At 56.0% G+C, this 26,087-nt stretch carries 28 protein-coding genes and 1 pseudogene; 14 read left to right on the forward strand and 15 right to left on the reverse strand.

The window, feature by feature from the left end:
* Nucleotides 1–10: 10 nt before the first annotated feature.
* Complete coding sequence (locus FPL19_RS01875) at nucleotides 11–661, forward strand: hypothetical protein (RefSeq protein ID WP_150910063.1); 651 nt, start codon at nucleotides 11–13, stop codon at nucleotides 659–661.
* Here the strand turns inward: FPL19_RS01875 and FPL19_RS01880 are convergent.
* The 3 genes from FPL19_RS01880 to FPL19_RS01890 are packed head-to-tail and all read right to left on the reverse strand — an operon-like array spanning nucleotide 658 to nucleotide 2,839.
* Nucleotides 658–2,028: a nicotinate phosphoribosyltransferase gene (locus tag FPL19_RS01880; protein ID WP_225314258.1), complete on the reverse strand. Its 1,371-nt coding sequence runs from the start codon at nucleotides 2,026–2,028 to the stop codon at nucleotides 658–660. The genes FPL19_RS01875 and FPL19_RS01880 overlap by 4 nt on opposite strands.
* On the reverse strand, nucleotides 2,022–2,570 hold the full coding sequence (locus FPL19_RS01885; RefSeq protein WP_150910065.1) for an isochorismatase family protein: 549 nt from the start codon (nucleotides 2,568–2,570) through the stop codon (nucleotides 2,022–2,024). The genes FPL19_RS01880 and FPL19_RS01885 overlap by 7 nt, the downstream gene beginning before the upstream one ends.
* Before the next feature lie 53 nt (nucleotides 2,571–2,623).
* On the reverse strand, nucleotides 2,624–2,839 hold the full coding sequence (locus FPL19_RS01890; RefSeq protein WP_150910067.1) for a dodecin: 216 nt from the start codon (nucleotides 2,837–2,839) through the stop codon (nucleotides 2,624–2,626).
* 180 nt (nucleotides 2,840–3,019) lie between these two features.
* On the opposite strand from FPL19_RS01890, the gene FPL19_RS01895 reads away from it, so the two are divergent.
* The gene (locus FPL19_RS01895; RefSeq protein WP_150910069.1) at nucleotides 3,020–3,847 is read left to right on the forward strand and encodes a DUF3750 domain-containing protein; all 828 of its coding nucleotides are present in this window, start codon (nucleotides 3,020–3,022) and stop codon (nucleotides 3,845–3,847) included.
* A gap of 96 nt (nucleotides 3,848–3,943) precedes the next feature.
* Here FPL19_RS01895 and FPL19_RS01900 read toward each other — a convergent pair whose 3' ends face one another.
* From FPL19_RS01900 to FPL19_RS01910, 3 genes are all read right to left on the reverse strand, one after another.
* Nucleotides 3,944–4,261 carry an AzlD family protein gene (locus tag FPL19_RS01900; protein ID WP_150910071.1) on the reverse strand — a complete coding sequence of 106 codons (318 nt, stop codon included), beginning with the start codon at nucleotides 4,259–4,261 and terminating at the stop codon, nucleotides 3,944–3,946.
* Entirely contained in the window at nucleotides 4,258–4,992 is a 735-nt protein-coding gene (locus tag FPL19_RS01905) for an AzlC family ABC transporter permease (RefSeq protein ID WP_150910073.1), read from the reverse strand. The genes FPL19_RS01900 and FPL19_RS01905 overlap by 4 nt, the downstream gene beginning before the upstream one ends.
* A gap of 68 nt (nucleotides 4,993–5,060) precedes the next feature.
* Nucleotides 5,061–5,915, reverse strand: coding sequence for an NAD-dependent protein deacetylase (locus FPL19_RS01910; RefSeq protein WP_225314366.1), 855 nt, complete (start codon nucleotides 5,913–5,915; stop codon nucleotides 5,061–5,063).
* Nucleotides 5,916–6,085: 170 nt separating this feature from the next.
* Between FPL19_RS01910 and FPL19_RS01915 the strand changes: the two genes are divergently transcribed.
* Nucleotides 6,086–6,535 (forward strand): MarR family winged helix-turn-helix transcriptional regulator, encoded by a 450-nt coding sequence (locus FPL19_RS01915; RefSeq protein ID WP_150910078.1) that lies wholly within the window; start codon nucleotides 6,086–6,088, stop codon nucleotides 6,533–6,535.
* Between the two features lie 128 nt (nucleotides 6,536–6,663).
* Nucleotides 6,664–7,089, forward strand: coding sequence for an organic hydroperoxide resistance protein (locus tag FPL19_RS01920; protein ID WP_150910080.1), 426 nt, complete (start codon nucleotides 6,664–6,666; stop codon nucleotides 7,087–7,089).
* Between the two features lie 56 nt (nucleotides 7,090–7,145).
* Here the strand turns inward: FPL19_RS01920 and FPL19_RS01925 are convergent, their stop codons facing one another.
* Complete coding sequence (locus FPL19_RS01925; protein WP_150910082.1) at nucleotides 7,146–7,757, reverse strand: LysE family translocator; 612 nt, start codon at nucleotides 7,755–7,757, stop codon at nucleotides 7,146–7,148.
* A gap of 17 nt (nucleotides 7,758–7,774) precedes the next feature.
* A pseudogene (locus FPL19_RS17810) lies at nucleotides 7,775–7,885 on the reverse strand (DUF1127 domain-containing protein); the annotation flags it as partial.
* Nucleotides 7,886–8,195: 310 nt separating this feature from the next.
* On the opposite strand from FPL19_RS17810, the gene FPL19_RS01935 reads away from it, so the two are divergent.
* Nucleotides 8,196–9,614: an aminotransferase-like domain-containing protein gene (locus FPL19_RS01935; RefSeq protein ID WP_150910084.1), complete on the forward strand. Its 1,419-nt coding sequence runs from the start codon at nucleotides 8,196–8,198 to the stop codon at nucleotides 9,612–9,614.
* Here FPL19_RS01935 and FPL19_RS01940 read toward each other — a convergent pair.
* Nucleotides 9,578–10,129 (reverse strand): DUF1415 domain-containing protein, encoded by a 552-nt coding sequence (locus FPL19_RS01940; protein ID WP_150912362.1) that lies wholly within the window; start codon nucleotides 10,127–10,129, stop codon nucleotides 9,578–9,580. The genes FPL19_RS01935 and FPL19_RS01940 overlap by 37 nt on opposite strands.
* Nucleotides 10,130–10,240: 111 nt before the next feature.
* Here FPL19_RS01940 and FPL19_RS01945 point away from each other — a divergent pair, with 111 nt between their 5' ends.
* Nucleotides 10,241–11,146 carry a haloalkane dehalogenase gene (locus FPL19_RS01945; RefSeq protein WP_150910086.1) on the forward strand — a complete coding sequence of 302 codons (906 nt, stop codon included), beginning with the start codon at nucleotides 10,241–10,243 and terminating at the stop codon, nucleotides 11,144–11,146.
* On the opposite strand, the gene FPL19_RS01950 is transcribed toward FPL19_RS01945, so the two are convergent.
* Nucleotides 11,143–11,601 (reverse strand): YchJ family protein, encoded by a 459-nt coding sequence (locus FPL19_RS01950; RefSeq protein WP_225314260.1) that lies wholly within the window; start codon nucleotides 11,599–11,601, stop codon nucleotides 11,143–11,145. The two genes, FPL19_RS01945 and FPL19_RS01950, sit on opposite strands and share 4 nt — an antisense overlap.
* 123 nt (nucleotides 11,602–11,724) lie before the next feature.
* On the opposite strand from FPL19_RS01950, the gene FPL19_RS01955 reads away from it, so the two are divergent.
* Entirely contained in the window at nucleotides 11,725–12,282 is a 558-nt protein-coding gene (locus FPL19_RS01955; RefSeq protein ID WP_150910088.1) for a YqhA family protein, read from the forward strand.
* A gap of 178 nt (nucleotides 12,283–12,460) precedes the next feature.
* Here the strand turns inward: FPL19_RS01955 and FPL19_RS01960 are convergent, their stop codons facing one another.
* Nucleotides 12,461–14,497: a TonB-dependent receptor family protein gene (locus FPL19_RS01960; protein WP_150910090.1), complete on the reverse strand. Its 2,037-nt coding sequence runs from the start codon at nucleotides 14,495–14,497 to the stop codon at nucleotides 12,461–12,463.
* Nucleotides 14,498–14,719: 222 nt separating this feature from the next.
* On the opposite strand from FPL19_RS01960, the gene FPL19_RS01965 reads away from it, so the two are divergent.
* The 3 genes from FPL19_RS01965 (at nucleotide 14,720) to FPL19_RS01975 (ending at nucleotide 18,659) form a co-directional block, all read left to right on the forward strand.
* Nucleotides 14,720–15,873 (forward strand): IS3 family transposase gene (locus FPL19_RS01965; RefSeq protein WP_150910092.1). Its coding sequence is split into 2 segments (ribosomal slippage): nucleotides 14,720–14,960 and nucleotides 14,960–15,873, totalling 1,155 coding nucleotides; the frame shifts between segments, so codons are not numbered across the junction.
* Between the two features lie 828 nt (nucleotides 15,874–16,701).
* The gene (locus FPL19_RS01970; RefSeq protein ID WP_150910094.1) at nucleotides 16,702–18,273 is read left to right on the forward strand and encodes a flavin-containing monooxygenase; all 1,572 of its coding nucleotides are present in this window, start codon (nucleotides 16,702–16,704) and stop codon (nucleotides 18,271–18,273) included.
* Nucleotides 18,270–18,659 (forward strand): nuclear transport factor 2 family protein, encoded by a 390-nt coding sequence (locus tag FPL19_RS01975; protein WP_150910096.1) that lies wholly within the window; start codon nucleotides 18,270–18,272, stop codon nucleotides 18,657–18,659. Before FPL19_RS01970 ends, FPL19_RS01975 begins: the two co-directional genes overlap by 4 nt.
* Here FPL19_RS01975 and FPL19_RS01980 read toward each other — a convergent pair.
* Together FPL19_RS01980 and FPL19_RS01985 are read right to left on the reverse strand one after the other, a co-directional pair.
* Nucleotides 18,643–19,074 (reverse strand): DUF6010 family protein, encoded by a 432-nt coding sequence (locus FPL19_RS01980; RefSeq protein WP_150910098.1) that lies wholly within the window; start codon nucleotides 19,072–19,074, stop codon nucleotides 18,643–18,645. The genes FPL19_RS01975 and FPL19_RS01980 overlap by 17 nt on opposite strands.
* A 101-nt stretch (nucleotides 19,075–19,175) precedes the next feature.
* Complete coding sequence (locus tag FPL19_RS01985; protein WP_150910100.1) at nucleotides 19,176–19,571, reverse strand: DUF2306 domain-containing protein; 396 nt, start codon at nucleotides 19,569–19,571, stop codon at nucleotides 19,176–19,178.
* Nucleotides 19,572–19,681: 110 nt separating this feature from the next.
* Here FPL19_RS01985 and FPL19_RS01990 point away from each other — a divergent pair, with 110 nt between their 5' ends.
* The 3 genes from FPL19_RS01990 to FPL19_RS02000 are packed head-to-tail and all read left to right on the forward strand — an operon-like array spanning nucleotide 19,682 to nucleotide 21,828.
* The gene (locus FPL19_RS01990) at nucleotides 19,682–20,233 is read left to right on the forward strand and encodes a PadR family transcriptional regulator (protein WP_150910102.1); all 552 of its coding nucleotides are present in this window, start codon (nucleotides 19,682–19,684) and stop codon (nucleotides 20,231–20,233) included.
* 6 nt (nucleotides 20,234–20,239) lie between these two features.
* Nucleotides 20,240–20,731, forward strand: coding sequence for a DUF6653 family protein (locus FPL19_RS17815; RefSeq protein ID WP_150910104.1), 492 nt, complete (start codon nucleotides 20,240–20,242; stop codon nucleotides 20,729–20,731).
* A gap of 8 nt (nucleotides 20,732–20,739) precedes the next feature.
* The gene (locus FPL19_RS02000) at nucleotides 20,740–21,828 is read left to right on the forward strand and encodes a saccharopine dehydrogenase NADP-binding domain-containing protein (protein WP_150910105.1); all 1,089 of its coding nucleotides are present in this window, start codon (nucleotides 20,740–20,742) and stop codon (nucleotides 21,826–21,828) included.
* 22 nt (nucleotides 21,829–21,850) lie between these two features.
* Here the strand turns inward: FPL19_RS02000 and FPL19_RS02005 are convergent, their stop codons facing one another.
* On the reverse strand, nucleotides 21,851–22,189 hold the full coding sequence (locus FPL19_RS02005) for a hypothetical protein (RefSeq protein WP_150910107.1): 339 nt from the start codon (nucleotides 22,187–22,189) through the stop codon (nucleotides 21,851–21,853).
* Nucleotides 22,190–22,784: 595 nt separating this feature from the next.
* A complete protein-coding gene (locus tag FPL19_RS02010; protein ID WP_150910109.1) occupies nucleotides 22,785–23,348 on the reverse strand; it encodes a QsdR family transcriptional regulator in 564 nt (187 codons plus the stop codon).
* A gap of 232 nt (nucleotides 23,349–23,580) precedes the next feature.
* Between FPL19_RS02010 and FPL19_RS02015 the strand changes: the two genes are divergently transcribed.
* Nucleotides 23,581–26,052, forward strand: coding sequence for a penicillin acylase family protein (locus FPL19_RS02015; protein WP_150910111.1), 2,472 nt, complete (start codon nucleotides 23,581–23,583; stop codon nucleotides 26,050–26,052).
* The last annotated feature ends 35 nt before the right edge of the window (nucleotides 26,053–26,087 follow it).

Below are 26,087 nucleotides of genomic sequence, written 5' to 3' on the forward strand. Positions count from 1 at the left end.
GGTGGTATCCATGGAAACGGACTATCTTTTCAATCTTTTAACCACCAACCACATCATTCTGCTGATCGCTGTCACGTCACTGATTGTGGCGGCCTTTGCCATTATTTCCGGTAGCTTGGCCCGACGAAAAATGACCGAGCAGAACCATCTGGTGAAATACCGGGTGGACACTCTCTGGAAAGATATCAATGCATGGCAGGCATCGCAGTTCAACAGCCCTGGCACCCCTGCCCAGCAGGATGTGAACGCCGGCGAACACTACGCCACGGAGAAAGCGGCTTACGAGGCTATCTGGCCTCTGGTGTGGTCGCTTCACGACAGGTTGGGCATGTTTCTACGGGCCGTAGAAGCGGATGATAATGCAGGCGAACTGCGGCTTGAGGCGCGCAATGCAGCGCTGGAGGCACGCAAAGTCCTCAACCGCGTGCGCCCCTTTTGCCAGAGCGACATTGATGAGCTGATCACGCAACTGATCGACAACCACATCAAGGCGCACCTGGCGGCCTGTCATCTGATGGATCTGCGCAAGGACGGCCTTGCCTCAAGCTCTAACCACGAAATGGCCGTCCAGAAAGAGAAGTTCCACATGCTCTACGACAACCAGGCCAAAGAAATGCTGAACCAGCTGGTCACCCTGATCAGGCGCCGGATGCTTCGTTAAACGCGATCACCCGTTGCTGTGACTTTGGTCAGGGTGTCCCGTTGCAGCGCCCGAAGGAAATCACTGATCACCACCGGGTTTTCTTTCACCGGCTCCAGAGAACGGAATTGCGCCGGTAACGCATGAATCCGCTGCTTTGCCACTGCCACCTGATCATCCAGGGACGGTATCGCGCCTTCGATGATCCGGCCATTCTTCATCACCGGCTTCAGCAATGGTTCCCCATCGAATACTTCTTCCCGGCCCGCAAGAATATCCCGAGTGATAAAGCCGTCTGTTCCGAGCTGGCGGTAAACCTGCTTACGGCCAGGGAATGACTGCTTGCCAGGCGAGTTTTTCATGCGCGGAAGGCTGGCATACTCCGTCAGCTTGAAGGCCAGCTCCAGCGCAGCCCCATCCTTGGACGAGGCGATAGCCGTACCCACCCCGAAGCCGTCAATCGGCACATCCGTGGACACAATCTCCTCGATCTCGTATTCATCAAGCCCACCGCTGGCCATGATTTTCACGTCGGTAAAGCCCGCGTCATCCAGCAGGCGCCTGCACTGCACGGCCTCGCCCGCCAGGTCGCCGGAGTCCAGGCGAATGCCACCAATGCTGGCGTCCGTGTCGGCTTTCAGCCACTGGATGATATCTCTCACCGCATTTACCGTGTCGTAGGTGTCTACCAATAGAGTGGTTCCCGGGTACAGCCGGGCGTAGGTCCTGAAGGCGTCCATCTCACTGTCGCAGGACTGGACAAAACTGTGAGCCATGGTGCCCTTGACCGGCATATTGAAATCCAGGCCCGCCAGCACATTGCTGGTTCCGGCCAGTCCTGCCAGGCGATAGGCCCTTACACCCCGGTGGGCGGCATCCACGCCATGGGTTCTGCGCATGCCGAAATCGACAACGGGCTTGTCTCCCGCTGCAAACCGGACACGGACAGCTTTCGAGGCCAGAACAGATTCCAGGTGTACGTAGTTCATTACCAGGCTTTCCAGCAACTGCACCTCCGCAATCGGGCCTTCAACCTCAAGCAACGGCTCTTGAGGAAACAGCGGGGTACCCTCGGCAACGGCGTGTATAGAGCCACTGAAGCGAAAGTTGCGTAGCCACTCCAGAAAGTCAGGCTGGAAGCGGTCCAGCGAATCCAGCTGCTCAATGTGCTCGTCGGTAAACCTGAGCCCTTCGACTACCTGCGCCACGTTCTGCTGGCCGCAGGCCAGAACAAAGTTCCGATGGACGGGAAGTTCGCGGAAAAACAGACTGAATACCGCAGTCTGGCCCATGCCTTCGGACCAGTAGGCCTGGGCCATGGCCAACTCATAAAGATCGACCAGCAGAGACAGGTCATTCTCTTTGACAACCGGTGGTTGCTTCAGCACAGGTCGGCGCCCTCCTGCTTCAGCTGCTCAAACACCGCTGGCGCTTCGTCTGCCCTGACGGCGCGAGTCCCGTCAGTGATCAACTCGACGGCAAAACCATGCTTCAGGGCATCCCGCACCGTCGCCTGGACACAGACATCCAGGGCCAGACCGGCCACAAACAGCCGGTGAATGCCATGACGGCGCAGATAGCTGTCCAGCTGGGTGCCGTCGAACGCGGAATAGGCATCGGTATCAAAGGCGGTGCCCTTACTCACCCGGATCGCGGAATCCGGCAGTTCCATTTTCGGGTGAAACTCGGCACCCGGCGTGTCCTGAACACAGTGAACCGGCCAGGGGCCACCGCGCTCCTCAAAGCTGATGTGATCCACCGTATGCCAATCACGGCTGGCCAGAATCGGCCAGCCGGCTTCCTCCGCCTTACGGATCCACTGATTGATCACCGGGAAAATCGCGTTGCTATCGGGTACGGCCAGGCTACCGCCTTCACAGAAATCATTCTGGACATCGACTAGCAGCAAGGCATGTTGTTCAGTACTCATAAACGTGCCTCCTGTCTTCTCGGTAACTCCTTCAAGCCATCGGGACCAGAGGGTTAGCTGCCTTCAATCCTGAAGCCAATTTTCAGCACAACCTGATAGTGTCCGACTTTGCCATCCACCACGTGGCCACGGGTCTCCTGAACCTCAAACCACTCAATGTTGCGCAGATTCTTATGGCATTCGGCGATCGCATTTTCAATGGCGTCCTCGATGCTGTTCTTTGAGGACCCGACAACTTCAACCTTTTTGTAAACATGATGATCAGACATAAGACCTCCTGCTTCTGAAGTTGTATTTGGACAGACAAGTTCTGTTTCTGCCTCTACTTTCACCCTATACCAGTAACCTGAGTCCATCAAACCAGCGTGAACTTTAGCTGCGGGATGAACTCTCAGGTCCGCCTGCCGTATATTTGACGGTAGTTCCCGGACCCCCTATGACGGATTCACATGGCGAAAATAAAACGCTGTCTTCTCGGTTTTGTGCTGACGCTCGCTGTACTGCTGGCGGGGCCGGTTTTTCTGGCCGCCTGTGCCAGCTTCCAGGACAGCAACAGCTGGCGCACCGCGGACCGCTCCAGCGCCGCCATAGCGCCGTCGCCGGAGCAGGAAAAGTCCGCAGTGGTGCAGGTTTACGCGGCCCGAGCCTTTAACTGGCGGGGTTATTTTGCGGTCCATACCTGGATCAGCACCAAGGCCGCCGGCGCCGGCCAGTATTACGTTCATGATGTGACGGGATGGCGCTACTACTCAGTGCAATCGCGGCCAGGTGTGCCGGACCGCGCCTGGTTCGGGTCAGCCCCGGCTCTGATCGCGGATATCCGTGGTGAAAAGGCCACCAGGATCATCGAGCAGCTTGATGAAGTCATAGACCGCTACCCCTACCCGACCCAGTACAAAGCCTGGCCGGGACCCAACAGCAATACCTTTGTGGCCTGGGTTATTCGTGAAATCCCGGAGTTGGAGGTCGCCCTGCCCAGCCATGCCATCGGCAAGGATTATCTGGGAGAGGATCTTTTCGCCAGGGTTCCCGGAGGCACTGGTTATCAGCTTTCGCTCGGTGGATACTTCGGCATTCTTGCGGGAACCAGGGAGGGTTTTGAGTTAAACATTCTTGGTCTTTCTCTCGGTGTTAACCCTCTGGGATTGGGTATCAAACTTCCGGGGGTTGGCGACCTGGCACTACGCAACACTAACCCAATGCCAGACGTTACCTCGCCTGAGACGGGTGCTGCCAAGACGGTCGGTGCAGGGCAGTCCTCCCAAAAAACGCTGTGAACACGTCCGTGTGCGCTTGGGCTCCGCCATCCATGGCTCCGCACCTTTTTGGGAGGACTGCCCTGCACCGCCCTGTTTCAGAGTAAGCTGCCAGCGTCAGGCAAAACCTGCGTAACGGACAAAACCCGCTGCCGCAATACCGGCAGCGATAGAGGGCAGAGGTTTCTTGGTCGCCAGCATTACAGCCGCAGTCGCTAACAGAGCAGCCACGGAGCCGACATCACCGCTAAAGGCCATCGGGACGATGATGGCGATCAGCACCGAGCTGGCCATGGTGTTGATGAAGCTCTCAATGCGGGGGCTGATGGTTACGAACGACATCAGGAAGACGCCGCCGAAGCGGGTTACCACGGTAACGGCAGTAATGATTGCAATGAGCGCCAACGTGCCCAGAGTGGTTGTTTCAATGGTCATGACGAGCCCTCTTTCGCATGCTCATCCGGCTTCTTTTCCAGCCAGAAAAAGCCGATAGCGCCGCCTGCCAGTGCCCCGATAACCACGTGCATGTTGGGCGGCAGCCACTTCCACGCGGCCAGCGAGGAGACCGCCGCTACCGTCCAGGCGACCAGCGTTCTGGGTGATTTTTTACCCCCCAGGGCCATCGCCAGCAGGAAACAGCCAAGCACCATATCCAGGCCCAGGGACTTGGGGTTCTGCAACAGCCCACCGAAATAAACGCCGAGCCAGGTGCCAATGATCCAGGCCATCCAGATGGCAAGGCCACCGCCCAGAATGACTTCCAGATTTCGCGTTCCCCGCTGATACTCTTGGGCGGAAACGGCCCAGTTGGCATCGGTCAGCAATAGCAGAAGGCTATAGCGGCGCCCCGGGGACATATCACGCAGCATGGGATAGAGCGAAGCGCCCATCAGCAGGTGCCTGGAATTGATGGCAAACACCACGGCAATGACTGGCAACAGGGATACTTCTCCGCCCCACATGTCCACTGCCGCAAATTGCGAGGCCCCGGCAAAGACGGTGGCGCTCATCAGCAGGGCCTGGAGCGGCTCAAGCCCCTTCTGCATGGCAGCCAGACCGAAGGCAGCGCCGAACGCCACCACGAACAATGAGATGGGAAGCAGCCGAAAGAATTCGGCGCGCACTTTGGAGGCGCTTAGCTGATAGGGATAGGAGACGCTTGTCATTTTAGCAAGCTAATGAATTCCAGTATCCAAACGTATAGGTAGATGCCGCAAAAGCCGAATTCTTCCGACTAAAGTTGCTGCAGCGTGTGCTCCAGAGTTTCACTGATGCTGGCGTTGAGCTTCAGGTCGACCAGGGAATCGGCCCGGGTGCGGCCCAGATTCAGCGTAGCAATGGGCCGGGACCATTCCGTGGCATAGCGACAGAACCGGAAGCCCGAATACACCATCAGGGAGGAGCCGATCACCAGCAAGCCGTCGCTGGCTTTCAGGGCATCAAGGGCGGAGTGGACCCGCTGCTTCGGTACATAGTCCCCGAAAAACACCACGTCGGGTTTGAGAATACCGCCGCAAGCCTCGCAGTCGGCAATGTCAAAGCGGGAAAAGTCCACGTCCAGGTCTGCGTCGCCGTCCGGCGCTGCGGTTGCCGAATAGCCACCAAAGCCGGGGTTGAGCTCTGCACAGCGCTGATGGACAAGGTCGCGGGTGGAGCGCTCACCACAGGACATGCAGATGACTTCATCGGCACGGCCGTGCAGATCCATGACCGTTCGGCTGCCAGCTTTCTGGTGCAGGCGATCCACATTCTGGGTAACCAGCAGATCGCTATGGCCCAACGCCTCAAGTTCCGCGATCTGTCGGTGGGCGGGGTTCGGGCTGGCGTTTCGGATGACCGGCCAGCCAATCAGGCTGCGCCCCCAATAACGCTGCCGTGTGGGCAGGCTGGCCATGAACTCGCCATGCTGTACCGGCTGTTTACGCTTCCAACTGCCCTCTCCGTCACGATAATCCGGAATACCGGAATCGGTGCTTACGCCTGCGCCGGTGAGGATCAACAGCCGGGGGTGCTGGCGAATGAAATCCGCCAGGAGCTCGCCGGCCTGACCGGGCTCGTGGCTAACCAACGGTTGGTCGCCAACCGGCATGGAAACGCCTCTGACAGGATTTCGGATTTCAGACATACACACCACAGTATGAAAAGGATCTTATTACTCTAGGGCGCAAATCGGCTTATGCCAACACCTGGTGCTGGAAATACACCGGAACATGGCCGTAGACTTGTGCACAAATTCCTGGTGCAACGGTTTTTACTGTCATGGCCAAAGACGACTCCTGCTCCGAACTGCTTCTGGACAACCAGCTGTGTTTCGCCCTCTATTCCACGTCATTGATGATGACCAAAACCTACAAACCCCTCCTCAAGGCCCTGGACCTGACCTATCCCCAGTACCTGGCGATGCTGGTGCTCTGGGAAGAGGATGGCATTACAGTCAGTCAGATCAGCAAGCGCTTGCTGACCGATCCGGGCTCGCTGACCCCGCTGCTAAAGCGTTTGGAAGCCGACGGCCTGCTTACGCGGGTCCGGCCCAAAGAGGATGAACGGGTGGTTCAGCTCTACCTCACCACCGAAGGACTGGCACTCAAGGATAAGGCCCGGACCATTCCGGGCTGCATCGTTAATGCCAGCGGCCAGAGTGTCTCGGAACTCATGGAGCTGAAGCGCCAACTACTGAAACTACGTGAGAACCTGAAACCGCTGTCCTAGCCACGGCCAGATAGGAGTCAGGCATTCACTTCTGTAATTACCTTGCGCGCCAATCTTTTGTGCGCTAGGTTAGTACTGAAAATACGGATCAAGTAACAAGCCGAAAATGAATACAAGGAGATCAGACCATGGCTATTGAACAAGTTCTGTACCGCGCCTCTGCCGAGGCAACAGGTGGTCGTGACGGCCGCGCCATTTCTTCAGACGGCATTCTGGATGTTGAGTTGGCAACCCCCAAAGAAATGGGCGGTGCTGGCGGCAAGGGCACCAATCCGGAGCAGCTTTTCGCTGCAGGCTATTCCGCCTGTTTTCTTGGCGCCATGAAAATGGTTGCTGGCCGTGACAAGTTACCCATGCCGGAAGATGCATTCATTGAGGGTGAAGTTGGTTTTGGCAAAACAGCTGGCGGTTTCGGAATCGAAGTAGAACTGAAGATTTCTCTGCCCGGCATGGACGACAGCCAGGCTGACCAGTTGATAAACGAAGCCCATAAGGTGTGCCCCTACTCCAATGCCACCCGCGGCAACATCGACGTCACCCTGACCCGCGTCTGAATATTCGCAGGATAGTCAGGTGACAGGAAAAGCAGCGGTTTCACCCGCTGCTTTTTTTACGTCAGTGCAGACAGCTCCACCGACACCATGGGAATCACCGACAGCACCAGTAGCACCCCCATGGTCCAGTTGAACCAACGGCGATAGGTCGGCTTCTGCAACAGCCGCCGCAAACCGGCGCCGCCCAGCAGCCAGGCGCCAACGCTGGGCACCGCCACCACCATAAACGCGGCCGCAATCCACAGAGCCTGATAGATCACCTCACCACTAACGGTGGTGAACGTGGCCAACGCGCCAACTGCCATCACCCAGGCTTTGGGATTCACCCACTGGAAAGCCGCTGCCTGCCAGAACGAAAGAGGCCGACTGGTATCGTTTTTCTTGATCTCGGTTGCCGTCGTGGCAATGCGCCAGGCCAGATACAGCAGATAACTAATGCCCAGCACCTTGATCACCTGGTGCATCACCGGCACCGCCTCGAATACCTTGCCAAGCCCCATGCTGATCGCCAGCACCATGGCCGGAAAACCGATGCAGATACCCAGGTAGTGGGGCAATGTGCGCCATACGCCGAAGTTCAGGCCCGACGTCATCACCATGATGTTGTTCGGGCCCGGCGTTGCCGTGGAGACCAGGGCAAACAACAGTACGCTTAACAGAATTTCCATGTTCATCTACCCCGGCCTCATGTTTTCCAGAATGGCTTACGCAGTTCGGCCTGTCGCTGGCTTTCACTGATTCCGATATCCGCCAGCAGGCGAGCATCAAGCCGGGCAAGCTGCGCGCGGCTGCGATGATTGCGGACTATCGCCATCAGCCAGCCTGAGAACGAGAACACCATAATCACGCGCTGCATCCGGATCACCGCCTTCGCCGGGCTGGCGACGGCCGATTTCGCTGCGCGGACAACACCGCCATGGGTCAACGAATGGATGTGTGCTGTGGTCATGTGCCTTCTCCTTCTTTTACTGTTATGAGCCTGTTCATCCTAAACCGGCAATTGCAATGGTGACAGATTCAGTTTTCTGTTATTTTAACCAGTACAGATTGTGCAAGCCCGCATCTGTCATGGTCTGTTTTATTTCATCTGTACTGGTCGAGAGCTCATGGAAACCAACCTGTATGCACAACTGGCAGACTCCCTGAGCCAGCAGATTCGTGAAGGCCTGTTCAAAACCGGCGACAAGATGCCCTCGGTACGTCACCTCGCCAAACGGGAAGACGTCAGTATTTCCACCGTAACCACCGCCTACAGCCTGTTGGAGCAATGGGGGTGGGTGGAAGCGAGGCCCAAGTCCGGGTATTTCGTGGCTCACCGGCAGGACGATAAGCTCGCCATTCCCCGGCAAGTCCGCATAAAGCCAAGGCCGCGGGCCGCGACAACCTCTGAACTGGTCATGGAAGTGCAGCGGGACTCAGCCCGGCAGAAAGGGGTCAGCATGTCGGCGGCGATTCCGGCGCTGGACTTCCCCATTCTGGGCAACGTCCAGCGGGCCTTCACCCGGCTGTCCCGAACCCGCAAGTACCTGGGCGTGGGCTACGACGCACCGGAAGGGCTGCCGGAGTTCCGCCAGCAGATCGCACGGCGGGCCGTAGACGCTGGTGTTCACGTATCACCGGATGAAATTGTCAGCACCGCCGGGTGCCAGAATGCCATGGCTCTGGGTCTGAGCGTGCTGACCAAGCCGGGCGACATAATTGCCCTGGAATCCCCCTGCTATTACGGTCTGATTCAGATGGCAGAGGCCTTCGGGCTTAAGGTGATTGAGATTCCCGCCCACCACGACACCGGCATCAGTGTGGAAGCCTTGAAACTGGCCCTGGAACAATGGCCCATCAAGGCGCTGGTATCGGTAGCCACTTTTTCCAACCCACTGGGTTCGATCATTCCCGATGAGCGCAAGCAGGAGCTGATCGAGCTGCTGGAAAAGTATGATGTTCCGATGATTGAAGACGACATCTACGGCGAGCTCTACTTCGGCGACCGTCGACCCAAATCCGTGAAGGCTTTCGACCGGGACGGGCGGGTTCTTTTGTGTTCGTCCGTGTCCAAAACCATTGACCCGCAGCTGCGAGTGGGCTGGATTATGCCCGGTCGCTATCTGGAGCAGGTGACCCACCAGAAGTTCATCCAGCAGGTGTCCGGCGCCACCCTGCCCCAGATGGTGACCGCCGAAATCATGGCCCAGGGCGCCTACGACCGCCACTTGCGACAGGCCCGGGAAACCTACCGCATGCGCAGTCAGCAGCTGGTTGACCTGGTCAGCCAGCATTTCCCGGAACAGACGCGGCTATCCCGACCCAAGGGCGGCCTGGTGGCCTGGGTGGAACTGCCCGACCGGGTCAACACGACCGAACTCTACCACCGCGGGCGCAGCCAGAACCTGACCATTGCCCCTGGCGAGATATTCTCGGCGTCTGGCCAGTACAAGTGCTGTTTTCGCATCAGCTTTGCCCAGGGCTGGAGCCAGGAGAGGGTAAAGGCCGTTCAGACCTTCGGGGAATGGATCCGGGAAAGCCTCTGACGCATCTCTGCGGTGCCAAGGCTCTGCATCAGGGCAATGTTGCGCTCGGGTATGGCATCGGGATCGGGGTGGGACTCCACGGCCCGCTCGACACTGGCTTCCCGCAATAGATGCAGCATGGGGAATGGTGACCGGTTGGTGAAATTCTCCGCATCATCCGGCCCGGTACCGGCAAAGCGATAGTCAGGGTGGAAACTGGCGATCTGGAAGATCCCATCCAGTTCCAGTAGCTCGAGCAACCCATCACCGACGGCCAGAAAGTCGTTGTAGGTGTCGAAATCCGCCAGAACGCCGGGGTGGACCAGTAAAGTGGTTTCGGTTTCCGGGTGGATATCCAAGTGCGACAGTTCCGACTGCAAATCCGCCAGCAGTGCCTCCGCCGAATCCGCGGAAGACACCACGAACCGAACGCGGTGATTCACCAGCTCCTTACGGGCAAAAGGACAAAGGTTGAGGCCAATCACCACCTCTTCCAGCCATTGCCGGGTCGCTTTCTTGATCAGTGACGTTTCCAGGCTATTTCTCCCAATCTGTCTCAAACATGGCCTACAAATACCTTAAAGTCATGATATGTTAAGCAAGCTTACAATAAAAACGCGACAATCACCGGATTCTGGAGAACTCTCATGGACGTTTTGCGCACCCCGGACGAACGATTCAACCGCCTGCTGGATTACCCCTTCGAACCCCACTATATCGAGGTCGGCGGGCTCAGAATGCACTACGTGGACGAAGGCCCTGCCGACGCCAAACCCGTGCTGATGATGCACGGCGAGCCATCCTGGTCCTACCTCTACCGCCACATGATCCCCATCTGTGCCGCCGCGGGCCACCGGGTCATCGCGCCGGATCTGATCGGCTTCGGCAAATCCGACAAGCCCACCGACATCAACGATTACAGCTACCAGCAGCACATGGACTGGATGCAGAGCTTTCTGGACCAGACCGGCCTGACCGACATCACCCTAGTCTGCCAGGACTGGGGCTCGCTACTGGGCCTGCGCCTGGCCGCTGAAAACCCTGACCGCTTCCGCGCCATCGTACTGGGCAACGGCATGCTACCCACCGGCGACCAGGCTATGCCGACAGCGTTCAAAGTCTGGAAAAACTTCGCGGTCTACAGCCCCTGGTTCCCGATCGCACGCATCATCGACACCGGCAGCTTTAAAAAGCTGGGGCCCGACGAAATGCGAGCCTACAACGCGCCCTTCCCCAACAAGAAGTACAAAGCCGGCGCCCGGGCCTTCCCGAAACTGGTGCCTGCCACCCCGAACGACCCGGCCACCGAAGCCAACCGGGCGGCATGGAAAGTGTTCGAGAAATGGGACAAGCCCTTCCTGACCACCTTCAGCAACGGTGACCCGGTCACCCGCGGCGGCGACAAGTACGTGCAGGAACGCGTCCCCGGCGCCAAAGGCCAGCCCCACGTCACCCTCACCGGCGGGCATTTCCTGCAGGAAGACTCACCTGTGCAGTTTGCCAACGCAGTGAACGGTTTGCTTGCAAGGATGGATGGCAACGGGTTGGACTAGAGGCAGCAGGCCTTGTATTTTTTACCGCTGCCGCATGGGCAGCGGTCATTGCGTCCGGGATTGAACTGGCCTTCACGGGTGTCGCCCTGAAGGTAATACCATCGACCCTCTTCCTTGCGGAAATCGGAGTTCTCTTCCAGAAATCCCCATCCGCTCCCGGCACGGTAGACCGCCCGGAAATGAACGCGGCCCAAATCGCCTTCCTGAGAGCTCTGCAGGATTTGCAATGACGACCAGGCCGGTGAGCCTTCCAGACTGAGCGAAGCGGGCCGTGTATTTGAATGCCAGGTCGCACGAAGATAGTCCGGCAGGTCCAGTACAAACGCAGCAAAGCGGGAGCGCATCAGCGCTTCCGGCGTTTTTGCCGCCTGCCCCTGATGCAGTGGCCGGCAGCATTGTGAATAAGGCTTTACGCTGCCGCAGGGGCAGCGGCTCGTGTTCTGAGTTTGTTGCATTCCGGGCACGTTTTGCTGTTGCAGATTTCAAACAGTGTATCAGGCCCGGCCGTATCGCTAGAACTGCTGATGCCTGTAAGCTTGAGCCCGGAAGCTTTTGACCGAATGAACAGGAATGACACTATGAGCGAAAAAAGTAACAGGGAGCCCCCCAAGGCCAGGTCTGCGGAAAGACGTTTTGAATCGGTACTCTGGAGTTCGCGGTTGCTTGTGATGCTGGCAGTGGTTCCAAGCCTGATCGGCGCCACAGTGCTCTTTATCATTGGTACCGTGGATATCTTCAAGGTGGTGCTGGATACCCTGACCTATTATTTCTCGGACAGCGCCACCGACATCCACGACACGGTCGTCCCGGATATCATCATCGCGGTGGATATCTATCTAATCGCAATCGTACTTCTGATTTTCGGCTCAGGAGTCTACCGGCTCTTTGTGTCACCAATCGATCAGGCGGAACAGCACGCCGGCCATCATCCATTCAATGTGCAGTCCTTCGATCAACTGAAGGACAAGATAACCCGGGTTGTTATCCTTGCGGTGATCATAGAATTCTTCAGGGCTGTGGTTGATATCCGTTTTCAGACCCCGCTGGATGCGATTTACCTCGCAGTGTCCGTGCTGGCACTGGCCGCAGCGCTGTTTCTGATGAGCCGGGCTCACAGTAAATTCCTGGCCGACTAATAGCGGTTAAGACCCTGATTTGGCCAAATCGGCCGATTGCAAGCAACTCGTCTTTTTCACGCTTTTAAACAAAAGCGAACATTAGCAATCCTTTTTTGAAGATCTACGCTTCTATTGGAAAGCAGACCTTTTTGCTGAGCATTTTGGCCCTTTTTAGACAAGCTCTGGCTGAACGATTTTAGAATCCGACTTTCACACCGGCGTAGAAAGTACGCCCTGGCGCGGGCTCGTAATAGCGTTCGAAGCTGGCATTGATACGCACGTTCTCGTAGTAGTCCTCGTCGAAGAGGTTGCGAATACCCCCATATAGATCCACGGTGGTGTCGCCACCCAAGCGCCAGCTTTCGCCGCCCTTCAGGTCAAACCGCCAGTGACTATCGACCTCTTCGGTGTTGGCGTCATCGGCATAGAAATCCCCGACATAGTGAGCACCCACTTCCGCGAAACGACCGCCCAACCCCCGCCATGCCAAAGCGCCGTTCCAGAGAGTTTGCGGCAGCCCGGGCAGATCGTTGCCGGCATAGTCATCGCCGCCATTGGTGGTGTAGCGGTCAAACTCGTAACGGGCCAGAGTCAGGCTGCTGCGGACCTCCCAGGCAGGCAGGAAGGCATAACGGACCGCCGCCTCCAGACCGTCGCGGGAGGTTCGCCCTGCGTTCCGATAGAAGGTACGCCCGCCCGGGCTCTCAAATGGAATCAGTTCGTCATCGACATTGATGGAAAACAGAGAAACCTCGTATTCCAGCCCCATGTCGAATAACCCGCGGGCACCCATTTCATAGTTCCGGGCCTGTTGGGGCTCTATGTCAGGGTTAAAGCCGCCCGTGCCATCAGGGCGGGCAAACTCGGTGAAAGTTGGTGTTTCGAAGGCATCGCCGACGGTGGCGTACCATTGGTGGGCCGGCCGGTACTGATAGCTCAGGCCAAGGCTACCGGACCATTCGCGAAAGGTTCGCTCGCCACTATCATCACTGCCATCCCCCAGATAATCATCGTCTATTTCCATGGCAACCCGGTCATGTCGAACCCCGGCGCTGAAGGCGAGTTTTTCCGTCAGCGCCCACTCACCCTGTGCGAAGACCCCTGTGCTCGTGGCCTGCTGAAACTCATCCCCCGTCGTGCCGGTAACCATTCCGGTGGCATCAACACTGCGACGTCCGCGGTCGTCTTCCTGCCAGCCCAGGTCCGTGCCCACGATCCAGTTGAATGGACGCCCTGCCAGATCGGCCTGTCGACTGTATTCCAGACTTCCGCCGTAGTAGTCCCGCTGGTAGTTGATCAGGCTGGAGCCGGGGAACGGCAGTTGTTGCTCGAAATCGCGCCAGCTGTAGAAGACCCGGGCATCCAGGGCGCCGCCTGCAAAGGCTTGGTCGCTGTAGTGGGTACCCATCAACTGCTGGTCAACGGTCTGCCCCGAGTCGATGTTCTTGGCGATGTCTCGTGCCTGGCGTGGATCTTTCTCGGCATCTTCGCGGTTAAGACCACTTGGATCTTCCGCCTTTGGAGTGTCCAGCACGTTGAGCAGCACGGTCAGGGATCGCGGGTCATCCAACTGATAGCCCAGCTTGCCATTGAACAGGTATTTCTCCGCTTCGCTCTGTTCCCGGTAGCCATCGGACTGCAGGGCAGAAGCACTGGCCGAGTAGAACCAGTCGCCCTGCTCACCGCCAGCCCGGATGCCAAGCTGCTTCAGGCCGTGACTGCCACCCTGCAGATCAATCACCGGTGACTGCTGCATGCGACGGCCATCCGCCGTAGTGATATCAATAACACCTCCGGCGGCGTTGCCATATAGGACCGAGGAAGGACCACGAATCACTTCAATCTGCTCGGTACTGGCCAGGTCCACCGCGTCGATCTGGGCCTGCCCGTCGGGCAAAGTGTAGGGAATGCCATCAACCCGGATATGAAGGCCGCGAATACCGAATGGCGCCCGCGCCCCGAAGCCCCGGCTGGAGATGCGCTGGCCCTGGGCATAGTTTTCCCGGTTCTGCAGATACAGGCCAGGGACAAATTCCAGGGACTCGTCCAGGTGAATACGCTGCTGGCCCTGCTGGATATCCCGCCGGTTGACGACGGAAACCGCCGCCGGGGTATTGTAAATATCCCGCGACAACCGGGGCGCAGTCACCGTGATAAACGGCAGGGTTTCCGCGGAGGTTGCGGCACCATCCTGCCCGGTTGCGCCGCCACTCCATACCAGAGCCGTAGCCATCAATGGGCCTGCTCTGCATGCTTGCCTGATCCTCATACCTGCTCCCCGCCTGATTGTTTTTTTTGGCTTTTGCTGACCCTAGCTTGTGCACCGCCTCGCCATTCTATCCGAGGCATAGCCGTCAAAAGTCAAAAGGATAGCAGTCCAACTGTAACCGCTCGGGTTCTACCCCGTTACTGCGGACATTCCTAAAAAGAGGCACACTGTGCCAAAGGAGTGTTCATGTCCAGACGCAGAAAATATAGCCCAGAGTTCAAACGCGAAGCCATTGCTTTAACCCGGCAACCCGGTGTGAGTTGTCGCCAGATAGCCCTGGAGGTTGGCATTAATCCCAACCTGTTGTCCCGATGGCGCAGAGAAGCGGATGAGGAGACAGACAAGGCCTTCAAGGGCTCTGGCTCCCCAAGAGACGAGGAGGTTGCCCGTCTCAAGCGAGAGCTGGCCCGTGTGAAGAAGGAGCGTGATTTTTTGCGCGAAGCGGCAATGTTCTTCGCAAAGGAGTCGTCCTGAGGTATCAGGCGATTCAACGTTGTCGCAATAATTTCCCCATACGTCTTATGTGCCGATGCCTGAAGGTGTCAGCCAGCGGTTATTACGCTTGGGTATCTCGCCCCCATTCCGCCAGGGCAAAGGCTAATCAGTACTTGTTGTCGCGCATCAGAGAGATTCATGATGACAGCGGTGGCATGATTGGATCACCCCGCATGCACGAGGACCTGGTTGCCGAGGGTGCTTCAACAAGCCTGAACCGTGTTGCGCAATTGATGGCCATGCATGGCATTCAGGGGTGGCCACGCAAGAAGCGCGGACGTTTGGGACGTCGATCTTATCGGCCACCGGGTATCCGGAATCATCTGGAGCGGAACTTCTCCGCTCTGGAGCCAGACACCAAGTGGGTGACGGATATTACGGAGATACCCACGCAGGAAGGAAAGCTCTTTCTCTGCGTGGTTCTCGACCTGTTCAGCAAGCTGATCGTTGGCTGGTCCATGCATCACCGCCAGGATCGGTACATGGTGATCAGAGCCGTTGAGATGGCGGTCTGGCAGCGCCAGGGGAAAGTCCCGGTGATTTTACACTCGGATCGAGGCTGTCAATTCACCAGCGGGGACTACCAGCGATATCTCGGCAGCAACCGCCTGGTGAGCAGTATGAGTGCGGTCGGCCACTGTGGCGATAACGCTGCCTGTGAGGGGTTCTTCGGAATGCTCAAGCGTGAGCGAGTTCACCACCGGCGCTACCGCACTCAGAATGAAGCGAGAGCTGATGTATTCGACTATGTTGAGCGGTTCCATAATCCCAGGATGCGACGTAGAGTTGCCGCTCAGGATCAGAAGTTGTCAGCCGTTTTAAAACCGTACGTGGAAACGGGGTAGAACCCACTATGGTCGACGCCATAGTCGCTTGTTAGAGCTGAACTGGCATCAGAATGGAGGGACTCCTTTTCGCTTATCAATGGCAGGGTCGAGTGCGGCCATTTCGAAAATCCGCAGTATTTGTCGTTAAAGCTCCGCTTCCCTCCCTCCTGACCCTGACCCCGAATTAGGTCCACCCAGAGTTGGAAAAATCCGGCGAATCTGAATGTTCGCTTTGCGACCAGTCCGTGACGAATCATTCGTGAACGGATTGCGTCTGGGTTCACTTCCTGAGACGGCTCAATCTGGACGCAACCATCCATCCGACTCTTTGGGCGCAAGAAAACAAATGTCGTTATCTTTTTAAGCAGTGTTAGGAAAGGTCAGGAAGTGATAAAAGCCTCTTAGATCAAACAGGCATGTTCACTGGATAGCTAAGCCTAAATAACCTAAAGCACTACTTAGATCCCTGCTATTGTTTTTTTAGGTACTGAAGCTGGAATTAGTACCTGTTTCTGAATAAAAACACACTAATGGAACTGTCATTAGGCTGATTTCAAAAAAATCTGAGTCAGATCAGGGATGACGCTTCTAACGTAGAGGGATTTAGCAATGACTCTAACTCTCGCCTGGCGCTCATTAGCCCTAGTCTCCACTGACGTTTTTTCCTGCAACGGATCAGTGACACCCCAAAAACCATGAACATTGTCCGGGCATCACAGCGTCGCCCGAGAAATCGTTTGGCTCATTTACTTACCCACAACAGAGAGCTTACCTATAAATTCAGGGCAAATAGGACAGCTTTCCATTGGTGCAGGCCAACCGGCTATTACGCATTGAGGTCAACACATGAAAACATCAGTCCGAATAGCCATCATCGGCACCGGGTTCTCTGGTCTGGGAATGGGTATCAAACTGAAAGAGGCCGGGTACAACGACTTTGTGATTCTTGAACAGGGTGATGATATCGGCGGCACCTGGCACGAGAACCACTACCCCGGCTGTGCCTGTGATATAGAGTCGGCGCTGTATTCCTTTTCCTTCGAACAGAACCCCAACTGGACACGGATGTATGCCCAGCAGGATGAGATCAAGGCCTACCTGAAGTACTGCGCGGAAAAGTATGGCCTTACAGACCATATCCGCTTGAATACTCATGTGGCTGGTGCCCGGTTCGATGAGCGGCGTCGCCGCTGGAATATCGAAACCTGCAATGCGCCTGCGCTCTGGTCGTATCGGCAGAATAAGGGCGTGACCGCCGGTGACCGGCTGGACCGATCGGATGAAGCGCTACCGGAGATGCAGAGCTTCCAGGCAGATATTGTCGTGTCTGGCATGGGCCTGCTGAGCATTCCGGCTTATCCCGCCATCGCAGGTCTCGAAGACTTTAAGGGCAAGCAGTTCCACTCACAGAACTGGGATCATGATTACGATTTCAGCGGTAAGCGAGTGGCGGTGATAGGGACTGGCGCTTCCGCCATACAGTTCGTGCCGGAAGTGGCGAAACAGGCAGCCCATCTGGACCTGTATCAGCGCACGCCGCCCTGGGTTGTCCCTAAACCGGATCGCGCTATCCGGCCACTGGAAAGGGCTCTGTTCAAGCGCTTTCCTCAGTTACTGAATGCCTTTCGCCAGTACATTTACTGGGCGCGGGAGGCCTGGATTCTGGGCTTTGTGGTTAATCCCCGCATCCTGAAAATCGGTGAGCTGCGGGCCCGTCGTTTTATTCGTAACCAGATCAAGGACCCGGTACTACGCAAAAAAGTCACGCCGGACTTCCATTTTGGCTGTAAGCGGATTCTGATCTCTAACAACTTCTATTCGGCCCTCGCTGAGGACCATGTGGATGTGCTGACAGATGGCGTAAGAGAAGTTCGTCAGAACGCTATTGTCGACCGCAATGGTGAAGAGCGGCCGGTGGACTGCATCATCTACGGCACGGGCTTCAGGGCTCAGGAGCCGATTCCGTCAGGCATGGTGTATGGTCGCGGCGGGCAGGACCTGTTGGATGCCTGGAAAGACGGTGCCGAAGCCTATAAAGGCACGGCCATCGCCGGTTTCCCTAACTTCTTCATTCTGATGGGCCCAAACACTGGCCTTGGCCACAGCTCCATGATCTACATGATCGAAAGCCAGATCCAGTACGTGCTGGACGCCCTGAAGGAGATGGAGCGTAACGGCTGGCAGAGCATTGAGGTAAGAAATCGCTCGCAAAGCCAGTACAACGCATCAATTCACGCCAAATTGGGCAACTCTGTCTGGCAGACAGGCTGCAAGAGCTGGTATGTGAATGAAAATGGTAAGAACACAACTCTCTGGCCTGGTTCTACCTGGAAGTTCAGGCAGCAGACAAGGCAGTTTGATGCGGGGCAGTACTGGTGTGAGCCAGGGGCGTTTCAATCATTAGAGGGCAGCGCATGACTATCGACACTCTTGCTACATGGCACGAAATTGCGGCGTCTGGAAACGTAAAGGGCTTGGATGCGTTCCTCGCTGAAGACGTGGTTTTCCATTCGCCTATTCTTCACACGCCTCAGGTCGGAAAGGCACTTGTCACAAAATACCTGGCTGCGGCCTTCCAGGTATTCTTCAATGAAAACTTCGAATACGTCAGAGAGGTCATCGGCCCACGAGACGCAGTGTTGGAGTTTCAGGTAGAACTCGACGGTGTCTCGGTCAACGGCGTGGACATGATCAAGTGGGGCGATGATGGAAGGGTCGTAGAATTTAAAGTCATGATTCGGCCCTTAAAGGCAGTCAACTTGATCCATCAAAAAATGGCCTCAATGCTTAAGGCGCAGCAGTAAAGGTATTGTCATACTGCATTACCAACCAGAGAGCAACCACGGCAGATGCGGCCCAGTCGTACCAGGTACAGAACGGTATGTACCAGGAGGGAATCTCCGCGAACTCAGGGCGGTGATGCAGAAGATCCCAAACACCGTGAAGAAACAGCCCCGCGACGATAAACCACATCGACACCCAAAGCCCAAGAAGTGCGACGGCAACAAAAGCTGAGGCGACGATCACTTCAACAATGGCTTTGCCCCGGTCGTTTTGGGAAAACGCGAAACCAAAATAGGCGGCTCCGATCAACGTCATCACTATCGCCAACAGCTCTCGGGCCATGGGCGTTGGCAGGATGAATATCAAGATGCCTGTCAAAACGGCCAGCAACGCTCCAACCGACTCGGGGGCTCTTTTTCTGAATTTTGACTGCATGTTGGCACCTTTTTACCGCGAAGTTTTCTACCTTTGACTACTTTTGCTGCGCGATCAGCGAGCCCTCAAAGTCGGTGTTGGCAATTGGTGTTGATAGGTCATCAACCCAAGAGCATGTGATGCATCATGCGACCGGGAAGAAGGGTAAGGGCTCCGGTAAGTATTAATGCAAAGACGTAGGTGGCCGCCATGGTGATTGCGTGGGTTTTGACCCTGCCGTTGCGTGCAGCCCAAATACCAACACCCAGAATGCACAGCGTGAAAACGGAGAGCAGGTGGATCGGGCTCCATGCACCCCACACCCTCAGCTCGTGAATCAAGAACGAACTCACCGACACCGCAGTCATCAAAAGCACCCAGAACCAGCCAATGACCCGGTGGTGCGTCGTTCCCTTTTTCAAAACTAACTGTAACGCGCCGGCAATGACGGCAATAAAAGCCACAATAATGTGAATCTGGATAGCGATCGCAGCGCCGACAAATATATCGAAATTCATAGAAGAACCTTTGCTCGCATATATCTTCTATATTTTGCCCAACTCCCATTTATATGCAACCATATGCATATTAATTTGATCCCTTTCCACATCGAACAAGGAAATTGTAAATGGCTCTGAAGTTCGCCTTGTTAAGTTGTTTGCATGAGTCTCCGGCCACTGGCTACGAACTCACACAGACACTGAAAGAACGCATGGGCAATGTCTGGAATTCGAGTCATCAACAAACCTACCGCGAACTGGCCAGACTTTTGGACGAAGAATGCGTCACCTTTGAGGACGTGCCACAGACTGGCAAACCGGATCGAAAAGTTTATTCGCTCACCGACCTTGGGCGTCGGGAGCTTGCCGAATGGGTCAATACGCCTTCCAGTCGCCCGAAAGTCCGCGACCCATTACTTCTGAAACTGTTTGCAGGTGATTTTTGGGAAAGTGCCAACCTCGAGGAAGAACTTGCCGTTCACAGAATCGAGTGGCAGGCCACGCTGGATAAGTATCTGGCTATCGAAGCCCGATATTTCTCCGCGCCCGAGGGAATGCCACGGCATTACAGGCTTCAGCATATGGCCTTGAGGCGGGGAATTGAAGTAAATCGATCCTGGCTTGCCTGGTCTGAAGAAGTGCTGGCGGTCAATCAGGCTAACCCAAAAACGGGTAGATGAGGTCGTATGAAGAGCCAAACGTTCTGGCGGCAAATTGCGAAAGCCTTTGGGCTGAGAGGCCAAGAATGGCAGAAACATGCGAACCCAATGAGTGTCTGGACGCGTTTTACGGTGCTTCCTCTTTTCATTGCGGCGGTATGGAGCAGGGAGTGGCTCGGGTGGTGGTCCCTTGTTTTAGTCGGTCTTGTCGTCGTTTGGGCGTGGATGAACCCTCGGCTCTTCCGCGCCCCGAGCTCTACCGATAATTGGGCATCCATGGCCGTACTTGGCGAACAACTCTGGTTGGAGAACGCCGGGGAGAGAATGGGTGGACATCATCGAATCGTGCCGTTTCTACTCTCAATCGTGGCCGCTGTTGGCGTGCCATTTTTGGTTTGGGGACTCTGGCACCTCGACGTTTGGCCGACGATGGTGGGCACTGTTCTTATCTATGCTGGCAAAGTCTGGTTCCTGGACAGGATGGTGTGGCTCTACTGTGACCACCGAGTACAACAATAAGCTTATCTATGAATAACGTCATGATTCTCGGCGGCTACGGCGCCGCAGGCAAAGCCATTGCGATGAAACTCGGTAAACGACTGACCGGTGCCATCACCATCGCAGGCAGATCGATGGCTAAAGCCAAGTCCTGTGTTGAAGAGCTTGAAAAGGAAGCGCCCGCTGGCATCGATTACCTGGCAGCGTCGGTCGACGTGACGGATCAAAAGCAGATCATCAGGGCATGCGAGGGGCAGCAATTGGTCGTCCTCGCTTGTGATGCGTCCCCAACCTCGCTGGAAACTCTGGTTCGGGCGTGTGTCGACAATGGTGCCGATTACGTAGACATCGCGCCTGATTCCCGAAAGCGGGCTGTTTTCGAGAGCCTTGCTCCGCTGATTAGCGCCGGACAAAGCCGCTTTGTATTCGATGCAGGAGCAGATCCGGGGTTGCCGGGATGGCTGGCGCGGTGGTTATCGCTTCAGTCGCCGGAACCGCTGAATCAGATGCAGCTGTTTGCACGTTTTCGTTCCAATGAGATCGGCTGGAGTGGCGCAGCGGATATGTTGAGTGCGTCAGGCAGCCAGGGCTGGGTTTACGATGGCCATTGGCGCCGCAGCTCCCTCTGGGACTACAAGTGGAAACGCTTTCGCGGAGGCTTGGGGCGAAGTCTTTGCGTACCCATTCGTTTGGACGAGTTTGACTCGCTGCCTGAAGAATTGGGGCTTCAAACGTTCAAGTGCTATCACGCAGGGCTTAATCCAGTGACTGACGCCCTGATGTTGCTTGAAGGAACCGTGTTGGCCCGCAGTATCCCTTTCGAAACCCGACAACGAGTGTTCTTTGGCGCCCTGAAACGATTGACGTCCCGGCCTTTTGGTCTTTCTATTGAAGCAGTGGGGCGAGGCGCTGGTCAGCTCTTCCGAGCGGCGATCGGGCATGCCGATCTGTACGAGGCTACGGCCATACCCACCGCTGTGATGAGTGAGTTTCTGCTGAACGACAAGAGCCAGTCGCCCGGCTTTGGGTACCTTGGCGACTGGGCGTCCGTTTATCCGCAGTTTCGAGGCGAACTTCGTGAAGAAGGTTTCTGGTTCGAAAACGAGGCGTCTCACTGATCAGCCACGTTGGCGAAGCTCTTTAGCTAAGACGCCTCCACGGCTGATCCAGGAAGAATCCGATGGTCGTTGCAGTGAGGGCCGCGGCGTTGCCATACCACGGAGGGGTGGCTGGAGTAGAGGCCAGGACGCTCAGAGTGGCCAGAAGAATAGGTACATACAGAGCGATCAGTGCCCCCGGTACCACCCAACGTGCCCAGCGCTCGCCAGCGCGGAATGGAAAAAGGATCAGCACACAGACCAGCATGCCGGTAACCGCCCAGCCAGCGCCGGCGACGTCCATAAGCGCCAGCAAAAGGGTTTGCGTGGCCGAATTCAGGCTTTCCCAAGCCTGACCGAGCGCCTGAGCGTGATAGGGCATAAACTCATCATGTAAAACATAGACTGAACCAAGAATCACGCTAATGATCCCGGTCACCCCATACATAAGGGCGGCCATCATACGAATACGACTCATCATTCCCCCTCAATTGGTTGTGCGTCTGCTTCCGTCACGCCTCTCGCCGTCAAGCGATGGAGAACGGAATTAAGATGTTGCGTGACGAACACCGCCAAGCGCATGATTGCCAGCGAATTCGTGATGGATTGTTTCGGAGCAGCCTTTCAGAAGGCCTTCAGCATCTCTGTTAGATAGATGCTCGAAAGCTTTTAAAACCTTCTGCCTAGCCATGGTTTGGAACACTGGTGTGCCCCCAAATCGCTTTGTTATGCATATTGTTGCATATAAAAACAGGGTGGTTCAAACCTGTTGTAATTCAATAGCCAGGCGTCTTATCGGCTGGCGGGAGCAAAGTTCGAATCACATTTAGCTCATCGCTATTGGCTTCAAATGAAAAACGAAAGTATTCAGGCGAGAAACGTTTGCTCTCTTTAAAGCGGAAGAATGCGGAGATCCGAAATTGTAATTTGGCTTTCCATGAGCTGCTCTAAATCTTCGCTTTTAGCTTTGTTTGTCTTTAACGAAGCAGCAGAGCAACAGCTTTCAGAGCTCGCTCAAAATCGGGCTCTATGCCCTCACTGATATGTGGATAGATAAACGATTCACCAATGCGGATCACGATGTAAGCCAGTGTGTCTGGACTAATAGCCAGTTCATGGCGTTCGTGTTCCTCCGTCAGCAGGCTTTCAAAGGCCTCGTGGAGACGGATTTGCAGGAAACCGCTAGGGGAGGTCAATACCCGGATCGCAAACTGCGGTTCCCTTTTCAGGAAAGCCGCCAACGCCGGTGAATCGCCCAGATACCGGATATAACGTTCAAAAATATGCAGGAAATCCCGCTGGTGTTCGTCAACGTCTTTGCGGGCCTGAGCCATGGCGAACTGGGCGAGGTCCCACAGAACTTCTGCTGCTAGTTGGTCTCTGTCGCCCACCCAGCGGTAGACAGTCACTCTGTTAATGCCCAGTTTTTCAGATAGTTGACGGATGTCCAGCCGTTCGCAAGCCAAAAAGTGCTGTCTGGCCAATTGCAGGAGATCGACGCGGGTTACTTTCTGTATGGGTGCAGCCTGATCGCGATTCATGTCCTGACCTGAATTCCGTATTTTTTTATTTGGGCCGTTCAAAACATTCAAGCCATTGATTCGTTGGCTCTACCAGAAAGTCAGCACATTCTCACCATGAAACACACTCTAAATATGTTGCAAAGATTGACAAGATGCGATTTATTCAAGGAGTGCTACCGACAATAAACCCTTAATTAAGGCTAGCACTCAACAGCCATGTCCAAGAAGAATAAATACGAGGCTTTTTCAAATGAATCGAGTACTTTTCAGACACAAACGCCTGGGGCTGGCAGTTGCCCTTGTTTCGGTAAGCTCGCTGGGCCTGGTGGCCTGCGGCAGCGACAACGACAATAACGTCGATTCGTCACCGTCCTACTCCGCCACCGTGCAGCGCACAGAGTTCGGTATTCCTCATATTGTCGCGGAAGATTACCTGGGCCTTGGCTACGGTCTGGGCTATTCGTTTGCCGAGGACAACATCTGCTCTCTGGCAAACGAAATCGTGACAGCCAATGGCCAGCGTTCGCTCTATTTTGGAGATACGCCCGGTAATAACCGTAGCGACATTTTTTACACTTGGTACAGCGATCCAGCGAAACAGCAGGAACTGCTGGGCGCTCAGGAGCCGGAAGTGCTGGACGCCATTAAAGGCTACGCCGCCGGCTATAGCCGTTACCTCCGTGACACCGGTGTCGACAATATTGACCCGACGTGCGCGGGCCAGCCCTGGGTGCAGGAAATCGACGAGCTTGATCTGGCAGCCGTCTATAACAAAGGTAATTTGCGAGGCGGTCTCTCCAACTTCGTAACGCCCATCGTGTTAGCTGCACCGCCGGCACCGGCGGTTGCTTCGCTTTCAGTACCAGAGGATTATGAATTCGACCTCAGTACGATCAACGTCACCAAGGGCGGCAGTAACGCCTACGCTCTGGGCGCAGACGTGACTGAAAACGGTCGTGGCATGTTGTACGGCAACCCGCATGAGCCCTGGCAGGGCGTGCAGCGCTTTTACGAATTTCACCTGACTATTCCGGGCGAGATCGACGTAATGGGCGCGGGGCAGCAAGGTCAGCCGTTCGTGAATATCGGTTTCAATAAAGACGTGGCCTGGAGTCACACGGTCTCCACGGCCAAAAGATTCACACTGTATCAACTTCAGTTAGATGCAAACGATCCATTGAAATACAACTACACCAACGCCGACGGTGTATTAGAAAAACGCGATATCGTGCCCAACGAGGTGACTATTCAGGTGCCGGGTGGCGGAACCAGAACCGGAACCGTATACACTTCTCATTTTGGGCCGATGCTTGCCATTGAGCTTGTCAATGGCGAACTTGCACCTTTCGCCTGGGGCAATGGGGCGACGGCATTTGCCATTCGCGATGCGGCGTCCGAAAACCCTCGTGGCATCAATCAATGGTATTCCATGAACAAGGCCACCGGCGTTGAGGACCTCGAGGCCCGGTTGAAGGAAACGCTTGGCCTGCCGTTCATCAATACCATCGCCGCTGACCGTTTTGGTAAAGCGATGTATGCAGATATATCCACCGTTCCGAACGTCAGTGCGGCCAAGTTTTTCCAGTGCAACCTGAGTTTGGGTCAGCCCGCGCTTCTTGGGCTTGCACAATCTGGTGTTGCGGCACTCGATGGCAGCCGAGCGGCCTGTGAGTGGGATTCCGACGATGATTCTCCACAGGCCGGCATACTGGGCGGCGCCAACCTGCCCGTATTGATCAACGAAACCTACTCCACCAACTCCAACGACAGCTACTGGCTGAGCAATCCGGATGAGCCGCTGAACGGAGATTTCTCGCCCCTTTTGCGTCGTAATCTGTTGCCTTCCGGGAACACTGTTGATGCCGCCTATCCACGGATTCTGCGCACCCGCATGGGCATTGTTCAGGTGCAGGATCGTCTCAACGGTTCCGATGGCCTGGGTGGCAACAAATTCAGCCTGCGGAAGTTGCAGGAGGTTGGTTACAGCAACCGCAGTTATGCCGCTGAGCTGGTGCTGGATGATGTGCTTAGTGATTGCTTCGCCAACCCGACGCTGCCGGTTGCCGGTGGCGGCACCCTTGACGGAACCGATGGCTGTAACGCACTGGCAAACTGGGATCGTCGTAATGATGTGGGTAGTCGTGGCGCGCACGTGTTTCGGGAATTCGCTAAAAATGCGGATTTCCAGGGCATGATGGCCCGTGGCAAAGGATTCCTGGTTGGATTTGATGAGAACGATCCGGTTAATACGCCTCGTAATCTGGACATCATCTCGCCCGCAGAGGATCCTGATTCTCGACTGGCCGTTCGACAGGCGCTGGGAGATGCTATCCAGCGGTTTAACGACCTCGGAATTGCTCTGGACGAACAGTTGGGCGTTCTTCAATACGAAGTTGATGCGGGGAACAACGGTGAGCGTATCCCGATGCACGGCGGCAGTGGCAGCGAGGGCGTGTTCAACGTGCTCGGAACCCGGATAAACGATCAGGGCGAATACACGCCTGCGACGGCGGGTCCAACCTACATGCAGACGGTCACGTTTGACGACGAAGGCCCGGTTGCCGAGGCGCTGTTGGCGTTCTCGCAGTCACCGGACAGCACTCGCCCGTTCCATCGCGACCAGACGCGGCGCTATTCGGAAGAAAACTGGATAGCACTGCCGTTCAGCGCGGCCGAAGTAGCGGCCAAAGCTATTGGGGAGCCGTTAACGCTGACTGAATGATTGGCGTGAGCTGATTGGGGAAATATCGTTCCCCT

The sequence above is a fragment of the Marinobacter halotolerans genome (assembly GCF_008795985.1).
In the GTDB taxonomy this organism is placed as follows: domain Bacteria; phylum Pseudomonadota; class Gammaproteobacteria; order Pseudomonadales; family Oleiphilaceae; genus Marinobacter; species Marinobacter halotolerans.